Source organism: Pseudohaemophilus paraphrohaemolyticus, assembly GCF_003253115.1.
Classification (GTDB): domain Bacteria; phylum Pseudomonadota; class Gammaproteobacteria; order Enterobacterales; family Pasteurellaceae; genus Haemophilus_A; species Haemophilus_A paraphrohaemolyticus_A.
The window spans coordinates 140,285-154,066 of record NZ_QEQF01000002.1; the positions used below are offsets into that span (position 1 = coordinate 140,285).

At 41.3% G+C, this 13,782-nt stretch carries 10 protein-coding genes; 6 read left to right on the plus strand and 4 right to left on the minus strand.

The window, feature by feature from the left end:
• Positions 1-181 precede the first annotated feature (181 nt).
• Positions 182-724 carry a translation initiation factor IF-3 gene (gene infC, locus DPV92_RS03625; protein ID WP_078177651.1) on the minus strand — a complete coding sequence of 181 codons (543 nt, stop codon included), beginning with the start codon at positions 722-724 and terminating at the stop codon, positions 182-184.
• Between the two features lie 209 nt (positions 725-933).
• On the opposite strand from infC, the gene DPV92_RS03630 reads away from it, so the two are divergent.
• Positions 934-2,325, plus strand: coding sequence for an MATE family efflux transporter (locus DPV92_RS03630; RefSeq protein ID WP_111353724.1), 1,392 nt, complete (start codon positions 934-936; stop codon positions 2,323-2,325).
• Positions 2,326-2,328: 3 nt separating this feature from the next.
• Positions 2,329-5,967: an exodeoxyribonuclease V subunit beta gene (recB, locus tag DPV92_RS03635; RefSeq protein WP_111353725.1), complete on the plus strand. Its 3,639-nt coding sequence runs from the start codon at positions 2,329-2,331 to the stop codon at positions 5,965-5,967.
• Between the two features lie 41 nt (positions 5,968-6,008).
• On the opposite strand, the gene lnt is transcribed toward recB, so the two are convergent.
• Both lnt and corC read right to left on the minus strand, forming a co-directional pair.
• Positions 6,009-7,514 carry an apolipoprotein N-acyltransferase gene (gene lnt / locus DPV92_RS03640; RefSeq protein WP_111353726.1) on the minus strand — a complete coding sequence of 502 codons (1,506 nt, stop codon included), beginning with the start codon at positions 7,512-7,514 and terminating at the stop codon, positions 6,009-6,011.
• Between the two features lie 81 nt (positions 7,515-7,595).
• Positions 7,596-8,495 (minus strand): CNNM family magnesium/cobalt transport protein CorC, encoded by a 900-nt coding sequence (corC, locus tag DPV92_RS03645; protein ID WP_111353727.1) that lies wholly within the window; start codon positions 8,493-8,495, stop codon positions 7,596-7,598.
• A gap of 135 nt (positions 8,496-8,630) precedes the next feature.
• Between corC and DPV92_RS03650 the strand changes: the two genes are divergently transcribed.
• Positions 8,631-9,236, plus strand: a complete 606-nt coding sequence (locus tag DPV92_RS03650; protein ID WP_005708717.1) for a DUF2057 family protein — start codon at positions 8,631-8,633, stop codon at positions 9,234-9,236.
• Between the two features lie 108 nt (positions 9,237-9,344).
• Entirely contained in the window at positions 9,345-10,277 is a 933-nt protein-coding gene (locus tag DPV92_RS03655; RefSeq protein WP_111353728.1) for a bile acid:sodium symporter family protein, read from the plus strand.
• 67 nt (positions 10,278-10,344) lie between these two features.
• Here DPV92_RS03655 and lpcA read toward each other — a convergent pair whose 3' ends face one another.
• Positions 10,345-10,929 (minus strand): D-sedoheptulose 7-phosphate isomerase, encoded by a 585-nt coding sequence (gene lpcA, locus DPV92_RS03660; RefSeq protein WP_111353729.1) that lies wholly within the window; start codon positions 10,927-10,929, stop codon positions 10,345-10,347.
• A gap of 186 nt (positions 10,930-11,115) precedes the next feature.
• On the opposite strand from lpcA, the gene DPV92_RS03665 reads away from it, so the two are divergent.
• A complete protein-coding gene (locus DPV92_RS03665; protein WP_111353730.1) occupies positions 11,116-12,087 on the plus strand; it encodes a sigma 54-interacting transcriptional regulator in 972 nt (323 codons plus the stop codon).
• Between the two features lie 12 nt (positions 12,088-12,099).
• Positions 12,100-13,782 carry an ABC transporter substrate-binding protein gene (locus DPV92_RS03670; protein WP_111353731.1) on the plus strand — a complete coding sequence of 561 codons (1,683 nt, stop codon included), beginning with the start codon at positions 12,100-12,102 and terminating at the stop codon, positions 13,780-13,782.

Genomic DNA, 13,782 nt, shown 5'->3' on the forward strand with positions numbered 1-13,782 from the left:
ATCTCAAGCAATAAATATTATTGCATTATCTAAAGTGATTTAGGCTGCGTAGTGTGCCTGCTATCATCTTTGTTTTCCGATACAGAAAACGGGGAAATTCTACAGAAATATTAAGCGTTCTGCAAGCGGTTATTTTAGAAATAAAAAATGCAACCTATTGGTTGCATCTCCTTTATCTTAACTATTTTTTCTTAGGTGCGATAACCATAACGGCTTGACGACCTTCTAATTTACCTGGTGCTGATTCAACTGCTGCAATTTCTGCGGTATCTTGCTTAACGCGTTCTAACACGTCTAAACCGATATCTTGATGGGCCATTTCACGACCACGGAAACGCACGGTAATTTTTACTTTATCGCCATCTTCCAAGAAACGCATAATGCTACGTAATTTAACTTGATAGTCGCCTTCATCTGTACCTGGACGGAATTTGATTTCCTTCACTTGAACGACTTTCTGTTTTTTCTTCTGCTCTTTTGCTGCTTTCTCTTTCTCATAAATGAACTTACCGTAGTTCATAATACGACAAACTGGCGGTTCAGCATTCGGGCTGATTTCTACTAAGTCTAACTCAGCTTCTTCCGCTCTCGCTAAAGCATCTTGAATTGACACGATACCAACTTGCTCGCCATTTTCATCAGTTAAGCGAACTTCCTTCACGCCACGGATTTCTTCGTTAAGACGGTGAGCGCGATTTGACTGAACACGTTTTACAGGTTTAATAGTATTATTCCTCTAGTTAGTTTATATGTAAGCTGCATCAAAGCAGATTTTGTTTAAATCGTTTGCCTTTTAAGACAAAAACGGGCGAAATTCTAGCGGATCTAAATTGATTATGCAATAGTCAATTGTTTGAGCCTCGAAAACTTATAGCAAAAATGGCATTTAAGCGCAAGGCTCGCTATAATAAGTCGTTCTAATTTGAGGTTTTTATGAATTTACAGTGGCAAAAATATCCGCACAACGCGAGAAAACTTTTTAAACTCACTATCCCCATTTTTATCTCCCAACTTTCCGCTTCGGGGATGGGACTTGCAGATATTGTAATGGCAGGCTTAGTCAGCGATGATGATGTATCAGCGATTGCGGTAAGTAACTCGATTTATTTCCCCCTTTTTCTCTTTGTGCTCGGCTTACTCAATGCGATTACGCCAACCGTCTCTTATTTAAATGGTTCGAACCAACGCCACCTTATCGCTCACCAAGTGCGACAGGGCTTTTGGCTTGTACTGACTATATCCATTCCGCTGATTTTGATTTTCTGCAATAGCCATCTGATTTTGGATTATATGCATACGCCCGAATCGTTTTCTAGCAAATCACAGCAATATTTGATGATTATGGCAATCGGCATCGTGCCTGCCTTGCTTGCTATCAATCTTCGTTGTATGAATGACGGCTTGTCGAACCCAAAACCTGCGATGATCATTACCTTCTTCGGCTTATTGCTGAATATTCCGCTCAACTACATCTTTATTTTCGGTAAATTAGGCTTGCCTGAAATGGGCTCGGTCGGTTGTGGGGTAGCAACTGCTATCGTCAACTGGGTGATGTTCTTGATGATGTTTTACTATTGCTACACTAACAAATCACAACGCGACATTGGCTTATTCAGCAAATGGATGGAAATGCCAAGCGGTCAAACTTTGCTAAAAATTTGCAAACTCGGCTTACCCATCGGCTTTGCGACTTTCACCGAAGTGATGCTGTTTTCCACCTCAGCACTTTTCCTTTCACCATTAGGTGCACAAGTAGTGGCAAGCCATCAAGCCGCATTACAAACCAGCTCGCTCTTTTTTATGATTCCAATGTCATTTAGCATTGCAACGACGATTGTAATCGGGCAAACTTTAGGACAAAAACGCTTAGACGATGCAAAAGTGTTAAGTTATCACGCCCTGCTTACAGGCTTAGTTTTTGCAACGATGGCGGCGGTAGTTATTGTGTTGCTCGACCAATACATTCCACTTGCTTTTACACGCGATCCGATTTCGATTTCGATTGCTGCTCACTTACTCTTATTTGCAGCGGTTTACCAAATCCCCGACGCACTCCAAGCCGTTGCGAATGGGGTATTACGTGGCTACAAGCACACGCAACCGATTTTATATGTCACCATTATCTGTTATTGGATTGTCGGCATGCCGCTCGGCTATCTTCTTGCCAGAACGGATTTTATTACTGAACCGATGGCGGCACAAGGCTTCTGGACAACATTTTGTATTAGCTTAAGCCTTGCAAGCGGTCTATTAATTTGGCAAATTAGCAAAATTCAGAAAGTGCCGCACGAAGTGTTAATTCAGAAATTGGAACGGATAAAATAATCTATGCAAACGCTCAACCCTCTCACACTTCCGCTTAACTGTGCCAGCCTGATTGAAGCCTCGGCTGGCACGGGCAAAACACATACGATTAAAAACCTCTATCTTCGTTTATTACTGGGCATCAGCCACGATGGTGAACCACTAGAACCATTAACAGTTGAACAAATCTTAGTAGTAACTTTCACCAAAGCGGCAACTGAAGAACTTAAAGACCGTATCCGCCAAAATATTCAAGATTGCTACGCCTATTTTTCGGCAAAACTCACCGAGCAAGCGGTGAAAAATGATGATTTTTTTGCAGAACTTTTCGAGAAAGTCGAAAAGAAAGAGGAAGCGTTGCTCCGCTTGCGAATTGCCGAGCGAGAGATTGATTTGGCGAGTGTGTTTACCATTCACAGCTTCTGCCAAAAGATGCTCTATCAATTTGCATTCGATTCGGGTATCAGTTTTGAGTTTGAACTGCAAAAAAACGAACAGCAATTGCTTGAACGTCTTGCCCAAGAAGTGTGGCGTGAGCAGTTCTACCCGATGAATTTGAGCGAAACAAGCATTGTTGCGGATGAGCTCAAAACACCACAAGATGCATTGGATGCGGTGCGAGCTTATCTGACAGAAACTTTGCCTGAGTTAAACGACGATCAACAAGGCATTAACCAACCTTTTGCCGAGCATTTAAAAGCCTATCAACAATTATTGGCCGAAGTTCGCCAATATTGGCGTGCCAACCGTGAGGAAATTGTAAGCCCAATCATCAATGAACTGGATAAAAAATATAAAACTGGCGTGAAAAAAGCATTAAATCGCCGCTCATATCAAATGCGTTATGTGGAAAATTGGTTAAAATCAGTAGACGAGTGGGCAGAAAGTGAAGCCATTTATTTCCCCGCAGAGCATTTTTCACGCTTTTGCCAAACAAGCCTTATTGAAAAAGCAGAAGAGGGAGCAGAACCGCTAACATCAACGCATTTCGCAACTAATCAAGCATTTTTGACCTCTTATCAAAGCCAATTCGAAGCAAAGCAGAAATCAATCTTGCTTTATCAATTCTTAATGCATTTGCGGGAAAAATTGGCTAATTATAAAGCTACACATCCTGAAAAAAGTTTTGATGACTTGCTGATTGTGCTCAATCAAGCCTTAAAAAACACCCGTGGCAAGCAGTTGGCAAGCCAGATCCGCCAACAATATCCGTTTGCGATGATTGACGAATTTCAAGACACGGACCAAACCCAATATGAAATCTTTAGCCAAATCTATATGGCAGAAGAGGCTCAAAATCAGGGCTTTATTATGATTGGAGATCCCAAACAGTCGATCTATAAATTCCGTGGGGCGGATATTTTTACCTATTTGAAGGCCTCGGAGCAAGCGGATGAAAAACGCACTTTAGATAAAAACTGGCGTTCTTTGCCGAAGGTTGTTGAAGCAGTAAATCAGATTTTTACCTTCCCAGAAAATAGCGGAAATCATCCGTTTTTATATCAAGGCATTCCATTTCAAGCGGTAAAAGCCAAAACGCCAGAGGCAGAATTAATCGGTAGTGAAAATGTGGTTTGCTATTTGCAGCCTGAATTTAACGAGAATGAGGCGGCTGAACATTGTGCCGATCAAATTCAGAAACAATTAATGGCGATGCAAGCGGGTGAAATTTACCTAAAAGATGCAAAAGACAGTAGTCAAATTCGCTTGGAGGCGAAAGACATTGCGATTTTGGTGCGAAGCAATAATCAGGCCAAATTGATGAAACGTGCTTTAGCTAAACGAGGTTTGAAATCTGTTTTTCTCTCTGAGCGTAGCCGTGTTTATGAGAGTGAAGTTGCACCAGAATTAGCGTGGGTATTAAAAGCCTGCCTAAATCCGTATCAACAGAAAACCTTGCTTTGTGCCTTGGGTTCGAGCTTGTGGGGCTTAACCGCACAAGAGATTTATCAGCTCAAAAATGATGAGCAGCAATGGGAAAACTATGTTGATAAATTTGTTCATTATCAACAGATTTGGCAATCGCAAGGCGTGCTACCGATGTTGCATCAACTGTTCTTGCAAGAAGGTGTGATCGAACGATTGAAAGCGCGAGCAAATGCGGATCGTTTATTAACTGACCTCTTCCACCTTGCGGAAATTTTACAATCGGCAATGCAAGAGGTGGAAAATGAGAGTGCCTTAGTACGTTGGTATGAACAGACGTTAAACGATGCCAAAAATGGCGACGACACTCATACTTTGCGTTTAGAAAGCGAAGAGGCTTTGATTAAAATTGTGACCATTCACGGCTCCAAAGGATTGCAATATCCTGTCGTTTGGCTACCATTCATTGGTAAAAACAGCACCAGCGTAAAAGCCTCCGCACTTTCCATTTACCACGATGAAAATGCACAAAAGCAGTGGGATTTTGGCAGAAAAGATGACGCAATTAAACAACTTAAAAATCAAGCGGAATATGCCGAAGATCTGCGCTTGCTCTATGTTGCTTTGACCCGTGCCGAGTCACAACTGAATTTGATTTTGCCTACTCAATTTGGCAAAGGCTGGAACAGCGTACATTATTTGCTGAGCAACGGCAAAATTGGTTTAAAAGAGGCAGAAACAAGCATCCATACGGAAACTTATTTTGCAGAGAAAGGGCTAAATTGTGCGTTACAAACGCTTGCTGAAACAGCTGAAGAACATTTTTGGTCGCCGGAGCAAGAGACAACCTCATTGTTACAAGTGCGTGAATTTAACCACACGATCCCGACAAATCAAGGGCAGATCACGAGTTTTAGTGCATTAAGCAACTATAATGAGTGGGCATTAGAAAATTATCACAATACTCAAACAGATTACCTCACTGAAATTAGTGATTTTGCACAAGATTACGATAATCAGACCGCTTACAGCGAGCCATTAGTTGAGGTAGGCATTGAACAAGCGGGCGATTTTGTGGAAGAAACTGCAAATGGTTTGAACGCTTACCAATTCCCGCATAGCACCAAAGTGGGGAACATTTTGCACCGTTTTATGGAGCATTGCGACTTCCAACAAGCGGTTAAAATTGAAGATATTTTGCCAATTTGCGAACAGCTCAATTTAGATGAAGAGTGGCAAGCACCCGTGCAACACTGGATAGAACAAGTCCGCACTACACTATTTGCGGAGAATTTAGCATTAAGCGATCTTACCAATGAATATCGCTTAAATGAATGGCAATTCTTCTTACGCCTAAAAAATGAAGAGGGCTTACGCAAACTCAATCAGCTATTACAAGAACAGAGTGACTTGGCTCGTCAATTACCACCATTGCGATTACCGCAACTTTCAGGCTATGTGCGCGGTTTTATAGACTGTATTGCCAAAGCAAATGGCAAATTTTATGTAATTGATTATAAATCAAACTTCTTAGGCTATTTGCCGCAAGATTACCGCCAAATACGCCTTGCGAAAACAATAGGGCAATATCGCTACGATTTACAATACTTGCTCTACACCCTCGCGGTACATCGCTACCTACGTGCTCGCTTAGGTGAGAGTTACGACTACGACCGAGATTTTGGTGGCGTTGCCTATTTATTCTTGCGCGGAATGAACGGTGAGCCGAACAGCGGTGTGTATTTCGATAAACCGAACAAGGCATTGATTGACGGAATGGATTTGTTGTTTAGTTAATATATAAAGGGCAGTTTGACATAACCAAACTGCCCTTGTTTCTAGTTTTTACGTCTCATCACCGCCAATGCCACAATCAACGTACTCAAACTATAAAGCACCGTATTGCCCCATAAACTAAAAGGCGTTTGACTGATTACAGGCGAAATTTGAGCGGTAAGCACACCTTTTTCAAACTGTGGTAACTGCTGAATAACTTTGCCGTTTGCATCCACTATTGCGGTAATTCCCGTATTAGCAGAGCGAAGAAGTGGTTTGCCAAGCTCTAAAGCACGCATTCTTGCCATTTGGAAATGTTGCCACGGACCAATTGAGGTGCCGAACCACGCATCATTCGTGATGGTTAAAAGATAATCGGCATTGTGTGCTTTTTGATTTTGCTGCACTTGATCACCAAAGATAATCTCATAGCAAATCGCTAAATTAAAACGAGCATTTTTTGAGTGCAATTCAGGCTGAACAAAGTCACCTTGCGATAAATTGATTGGCAGAATAAAGACCTCACGCATCCAATCTAATACCGAACCAAAAGGCACGTATTCGCCAAAAGGCACGAGATGATGCTTTTTATAGCGAGGTGCTTGTTCAGCATCATAAGGTTGTTCATTCAGTAATAACGCACTGTTAAAGAGTTGATTTCGATTATCTTGATAAAGCGTGCCGATAATAATGTCACTTTGGCTTTCCATCGCAGCGTTTTGCATCGAATTAAGCAACGATGAAATCTGATTTTCCAATGCGGGAATTGCCGATTCAGGCAGAATAATCACTTCACTTTTTCCAAGCAATGGACGAATAAGATCCACATAGGTTTGCACCGAATAGTTGAAATGATCTGGGTCCCATTTCATTTTTTGTTCAATATTGCCTTGCACAAGGCTCACGGTAAGCGGTTGTTTTTCAGCATCAATTTGCCAGAAATTGCCAAAACGTGTGGCAAAGCTGACCGCTATGAGCAATGCAAAAGTCGCCATCGGTTTGATTTTCCGATTTTCTTTCAAAATAAATTGAACAAGATAAGTAGCAATCACAATAATGAAGAAAGTAATACCTTCTACGCCAAAAGTCGGAGCGATATGGGCAAAAGGGCTATCAACTTGACTATAACCGAGCTGAAGCCACGGGAAACCAGTGAGAACGACGCCACGGAGATATTCTGTTCCAGTAAAAAGGCTTGCAAGCACAAACGGATTTTTCAGCTTAAATTTATGCACGCCCCAAGTAAATAGCAAGTTATAAAGTGCTAAATAGCAAGCTAGCAGAAGAACTGCAAGATAGCTAATGACCACAGGCACGCCGCCAAATTGGATCATACTCACGTGAATCCAATTTACGCCAATGCCAAAATAACCAATCGACCAAGCAAAAGTTGCCCACAATGCGGTATTTCGTTGTGATAAAGTGGCCGACCAGATTAAGCCAAAAGTGGAAACAAAAGCGATAATCCAGTAATCAAAAGGGGAAAAAGCAAGTGTGCCGATCGATCCAAAGAGAAAACTGATGATACAAGCGGTTAAAAATGGGGGATTTTTTACGAAATTTGACATATAACGTAGGGCGGACTTTAATCCGCCAATAGGTAAGTTAAATAAAAGGCGGACTGAAGTCCGCCCTACGCATTATTGCTATTATTCTTCAGCTTCTATCTGACGACTTTCCATTTGTTCTAATTGCTCGTCTGAAACGGTTACACGCAATTGAATCAAGCGGCGATTGTCTGCAGAAGTCACTTTTACATTCATCTGTTCAAGCTCAAGCTGCTCACCGCGTTGTGGCAAGTGTCCGAAGGCTTGCATGACTAAACCGCCGAAGGTATCTACCTCTTCATCCGTAAATTCGGTAGCGAAAAACGCATTGAATTTTTCAATATCCGTTAAGGCAGAAACGGCATAAGTATGGCGAGAAAGCTGGCGGATTGGCTCGACTTCTTCTTCATCGAACTCATCTTCAATATCGCCTACAATTTGCTCTAAAATATCTTCGATGGTGACCAAGCCAGACATCGCACCGAACTCATCGACCACCAATGCCATATGGAAGCGTTCCGAGCGAAACTCTTTGAGCATTCGATCCACGCGTTTACTCTCTGGCACAATTACTGCAGGGCGAAGAATGGCTTCCATATTAAATTCTTCTGCATCAGAACGGAGATATTTGAGTAGATCTTTAGCAAGCAAAATTCCCTGAATGCTATCTTTGCCATCATCTAAAATCACAGGGAAACGAGAATGGGCAGATTCAATAATAATATCCACGCAAGCTTCAAGCGGCAGTTTGGAATCAATCGAAATAATCTGTGGGCGTGGGATCATAATATCACGCACACGAAGTTCGGAAATTTCCATCACTCCTTCAATCATCTCTTTGGTATCGCTGTCGATCAACTCATTTTCGACTGAATCGCGGATTACTTCCACCAAATCCTCACGGTTTTTAGGTTCTGTTTGAAAAATGCCTAAAAACGACTGAATTAAATTCTTTTTCTCTGTTTTTTCTATTGAGCCGAGGCCCTGATGTTCATCATTCATAATTATTCCTGTTAAAAATTAGCGTGATTTTCCCACAAAAATAACGCTTTGATAATAAATTTATTTCTATTTTATTTAATTTAGCATAGCATAGGCATAACTTTTTTCAAATCCATTGTAATTTAAGGAAGTATTATGAAATTAGCAAAATTGATGATGACTACCACCGCTTGTTTAGCGGCAACTTTTGCGACAGCAGGCACGTTAAAAACCCCTAATACCGTGGAAATGTTAGCCTTAGATGGTCAGTCGGTAAAACGTTGGGAAGATGTCCAAATTAACGATAACAAAACACACCAAGTGGTGGTGAGCGTAGGAGACATTGTTGATGGTAAATATTTCTCAATGAATCCAATCGTATTAACTTTTGAGGGAACACCTGAAGAAATGACACTTGTTGTGCCTCAATTCCGCTCATCTCACGATGTGAATAAATTTCAAGCTAATCCGACCTTTAAAATTCAAACTGCAGCTGGTAAAGAAATTCCCTTTAAACAAGATATGTTAAAAGGAGAAGGTTTCGCTCCAAATAGCCGAATTGAAGATAACCTTGCCAAATATAATGCTGGCAAAGGCGTAGCAGCTGTGCCAGAATTTGTAAATGCGACTTTTGAAGCAAAAGGTCAAATTGTGGTAGAAACCAAAAATATTAAAGAAGAACAATTGCAATTACTCTTCTCTAAAGCTGATAAAGAAACCCAAAAACGTTTCTTAGACTGGGCGAAGAAAAATGTAAAATAATTTACAAAATCATTTAATAACGAAAGACATAGTGTAGTGCTATGTCTTTATTTTTTGGCTAAAGCCGATTAGAATAAAAAGTCCTTTTAACAATTCATTAGGACTTATATGCAAACTCTTCTCAAACTTACACAATTCGTCAGTAAAACCTTCGCACTCTGGGCGATCGTTTTTGCTGTTCTTGCGTTCTACTTCCCCGCTGAATTTAAAATCTTCGCGCCTTACATTCCTTACTTATTAGGCTTGGTAATGTTTGGTATGGGCATCACGCTTACCTTCAATGATTTCGGTGAAGTGGCAAAACACCCAAAATCAGTTGCGATTGGCGTAGTTGGACAATTTGTGATTATGCCCTCTATCGCTTTTGTTCTCGCTAAAGCCTTTGACTTACCACCTGATTTAGCCGTTGGTGTGATTTTGGTTGGTTCTTGCCCTGGTGGTACATCTTCAAATGTAATGACTTACCTTGCTAAAGGAAATACAGCACTTTCTGTTGCTTGTACAACGATTTCAACATTGCTTTCGCCATTATTAACACCTGCAATTTTTTACGTTCTTGCCAGCCAATGGTTAGAAATTGATGCATCCGCAATGTTCTTATCCGTATTAAAAATGGTGCTTTTTCCAATCTTCTTGGGGCTAGTTGTGCGTGCATTATTTAAGAAAACAATTGAACAAGCCAGCCAAACCATGCCGTTAGTGTCAGTTATTTCAATCGTATTGATTTTGGCGGCTGTCGTCGCGGTAAGCAAAGATAAGATCGTAGAATCAGGCTTGTTGATTTTTACTGTAGTGGTATTGCACAACTGTTTAGGCTATTTAATCGGCTACTGGGCAGCTAAACTCTTTAAATTAAATGTCGCTGATAGCAAAGCAATTGCCATTGAAGTAGGGATGCAAAACTCGGGTTTAGGCGCCGCATTAGCTGCCGCACATTTCAATCCAATTGCTGCTGTACCAAGTGCTTTATTTAGTTTCTGGCACAACGTTTCAGGGCCAATTCTGGCGAATATTTTCTCAAATATGAGAAATGAGAAATAATAGATATATATAATATTGTTATTTAAGAAAAAATAAGGCATTGTTTTCATCACAATGCCTTCCTTTTTTACGCTACTTTCGCCATTTCAAACTCAATCAACATCATTAAAATGTGGATGACTTTGATATGGATTTCTTGCGTGCGGTCTGCATAACGGAAGTGTGGTACGCGAATTTCAATATCCGCAAGACCTGCCATTTGACCGCCATCTTTACCCGTCATTGCAATCACTTTCATTCCTTTTTCTTTGGCTGCTTTGATTGCATTTAAGACGTTTTTAGAGTTGCCTGAGGTTGATAAACCGAAAAGCACATCGCCTTTTTGACCAACTGCTTCAACGTAGCGAGAGAACACGTATTCATAACCGAAATCGTTACTTACACAGCTTAAATGGCTCACATCTGAAATTGCGATAGCTGGGTAACCTGGGCGATTCTCGCGGTAACGGCCGGTTAATTCTTCTGCAAAGTGCATAGCATCACAGTGTGAGCCACCATTACCGCAAGAGAGCACTTTACCGCCTTGTTTGAAGCTGTTTGAGATAAGCAATGCCGCTTCTTGAATAAGCTGAATGTTTTTTTCATCGTGCATAAATTTATCTAGCACATCTGCAGCCTCTTGTAGTTCGGCTTTGATTTGATCTAAATACATAAAAGTTCCTTAACAATGTAAAAAAGAGGAAAAATTTTACCGCTTGTAGGGCAAAATGATTGTGGAAAAGTCTAGGGGATTAGGCTTGGAATGTAAATATAAATTTTGTTGTTCTTGCTGTAAACAAAACTTTCCAAAAATAGATTTTCAGAGTATGATCTGCTCATCAATTTTGAGGATTTTACTATGAACACAACTCAGTATGCCACTCAGAACACTACGCCATTTGACCAAATCTTAACTCAATCTCCGAATATGCAAAATGTGATTGAGCAAGCTAAAAAGTTTGCTCTGCTCAATGCACCGCTGTTAATTGAGGGCGAAACAGGCACGGGCAAGGACTTACTTGCTAAAGCTTGCCATCAATTTAGCCATCGTGCAGAACAAAAATTCATTGCTGTGAATTGTGCGGGTTTGCCTGAAGAAGAGGCCGAAACGGAGATGTTTGGGCATCGAGGGACACAAAATGAGAGTGTGGGCTTTTTTGAATATGCGAACGGTGGCACGGTGTTGCTTGATGCCGTGTCGGAACTTTCGCTTGAAATGCAAGCGAAGCTGTTACGTTTTTTGAATGATGGTTCATTTCGTCGCGTAGGCGAAGATCAAGAACGCAAAGTGGATATTCGTGTGATTTGCACTAGTCAAAAACCGCTTAATCAGTTAGTGGCTGAGGGGAAAGTACGTGAGGATTTATATTATCGCTTAAATGTGCTCACTCTTAAGTTGCCGCCCTTGCGTGAACGTTTGGACGATTTACCGTTGCTGGTAGAGCATTTTGTAAGCGAAATCAGCAATCAACTGGGTTTCTCAAAATTAGAGTACGATCACGCCTTTTTAAATGCCTTTTCTCGCTATAGCTGGGCGGGCAACCTGCGTGAGTTGCACAATGTGCTTTATCGAGCTTGCACCTTGTCACATAGCTATCGTTTATCTGTTAAAGATCTCAATTTACCCAATACAACCTTGAACACGGCAGAAATCGCCACTCATCTTCCCGAAACAGGCACCTTAGATGAAATGATGGCACAGTATGAAGCTGAGCTACTACGTAAATTTTATGCTGAATATCCAAGTACACGAAAACTCGCCCAACGGCTTGGCATTTCACACACCGCTATCGCCAATAAATTGCGTGCGTATGGAATCAACAGCAAATAGGATAGGGTAGTTATGAAATCTCTTGTTCAAGCGGTGAAATTTCTCTGTAGTTTTGCAATTCTTGGGCTAAATCCGACCGCTTATTCCGCACCTAGTATTCCAGATGAGTTGCGTGAGAGTAGCTTGATTTATTGCACCAATGCTTCTAGCTTTTCGCTCAATCCGCAACAGGCAGATATGGGGGCGAACGTGAATGTGGTGACCGAACAGCTTTATGACAAACTATTTGAACTTGATCCAAAAACAAATCAGCTAAAACCAATGCTCGTTGAGCATTATAATGTGAGTGCTGATGGGCTCACAATCACTCTACATTTACGCAAAAATGTGTCGTTTCACAATACTCGCTGGTTCACACCAACGCGCAAATTCAATGCGGAAGATGTGATTTTTTCACTGAATCGAATGATGGGCATTGCAGGCGATTTACCTGCGTTAAACCGTGAAAGTAGCGAAAGTGGTAAATTTCATCTGGCTCAAGCGATGGCATATCGCACTAAAGCGAATTTGGCGCACTATCCCTATTTTGAGAGCATTGCGCTAAAGCAAAAAATTGCTCAAATAAAAGACATTAGTACTCATACCGTACAAATTACGCTAACCGAGCCTGACCAAGCGTTGTTATCGCACTTGGCGAGTCAATATGCGGTGATTTTATCGAAAGAATACGCATTGCAACTTAATGCGGATGAAAACTTACCTCAGCTTGATCTTTTGCCTGTTGGAACAGGTCCGTATCAGCTTGCAAGCCTGACGCAATCGGACTACATTCGCCTGCAACCACATCCAAAATATTGGGGTAAAAAGGCACATATTGAGAATATGGTGGTCGATTTTTCCTCTGATGGCACGGGCAGATTGGCAAAATTTTTAAACAACGAGTGCGATGTGGTGGCGTTCCCTGAACCAAGCCAGCTTTCGCAAATTCCAACTGAGCAACGCATTGAAAATGATGGGGCAAACTTAGCGTTTTTAGCCTTTAATATGCAAAGCTCTGTGATGCAAAATATCACGCTTCGCCAAGCGATTGCCCAAGCTGTTGATCGTCATCGTTTGGTTTCGCGTCTCTTTTTTGGCACAGCCCACGTCGCCGATCAAGTGTTGCCCGAAGTGTTATGGCAAGATCCATACGGCAAAGTGCCTTTTGATTACGCAACAAGCCATGCACAGCCTTCGTTGCAAAAACCGCTTAAGTTTTGGGTAGTAGATGAAAAACGGGTGTTTAATTTGCACCCAATGAAAATGGCAGAAATGCTCCGCTTCGACCTTGCTCAAAAAGGGATTCCTACCACGCTCATTCCTGTGAATCGAGCCTATATTGCGCAACAATTGGCAAATGGCAAGGCGGATTACGATCTGATTTTAACGGGCTGGCTTGCGAATAATGCGGATTTAAATGGCTTTTTAAAACCCATTTTATCGTGCGATGCCAAACGTGATGTGACCAATTTAGCGAATTGGTGTAACCCTTATTTTGATCTGTTACTTAACCTAGCTAAAACCACATCAAGCAAGGCTACACAAAATATGCTTTACCATCTCAGTCAATCGATTTTACAACAAGAACTGCCAATTTTACCGCTTGTGAATGCCAAGCGATTGTTGTTAGTAAACCCTCAAGTGAGCAACATGGCGATTAACTCAATGGGGCAGGTGAAGTTATCGGAAATTCGATTGAAAAAACATCAGAAATAA

Bases quoted from the DNA above. Each gene is read 5' to 3' on its own strand.
- DPV92_RS03630 (WP_111353724.1), top strand. From the start codon at position 934: ATGAATTTACAGTGGCAAAAATATCCGCACAACGCGAGAAAACTTTTT.
- recB (WP_111353725.1), top strand. From the start codon at position 2,329: ATGCAAACGCTCAACCCTCTCACACTTCCGCTTAACTGTGCCAGCCTG.
- lnt (WP_111353726.1), bottom strand. From the start codon at position 7,514: ATGTCAAATTTCGTAAAAAATCCCCCATTTTTAACCGCTTGTATCATC.
- corC (WP_111353727.1), bottom strand. From the start codon at position 8,495: ATGAATGATGAACATCAGGGCCTCGGCTCAATAGAAAAAACAGAGAAA.
- DPV92_RS03650 (WP_005708717.1), top strand. From the start codon at position 8,631: ATGAAATTAGCAAAATTGATGATGACTACCACCGCTTGTTTAGCGGCA.
- DPV92_RS03655 (WP_111353728.1), top strand. From the start codon at position 9,345: ATGCAAACTCTTCTCAAACTTACACAATTCGTCAGTAAAACCTTCGCA.
- lpcA (WP_111353729.1), bottom strand. From the start codon at position 10,929: ATGTATTTAGATCAAATCAAAGCCGAACTACAAGAGGCTGCAGATGTG.
- DPV92_RS03665 (WP_111353730.1), top strand. From the start codon at position 11,116: ATGAACACAACTCAGTATGCCACTCAGAACACTACGCCATTTGACCAA.
- DPV92_RS03670 (WP_111353731.1), top strand. From the start codon at position 12,100: ATGAAATCTCTTGTTCAAGCGGTGAAATTTCTCTGTAGTTTTGCAATT.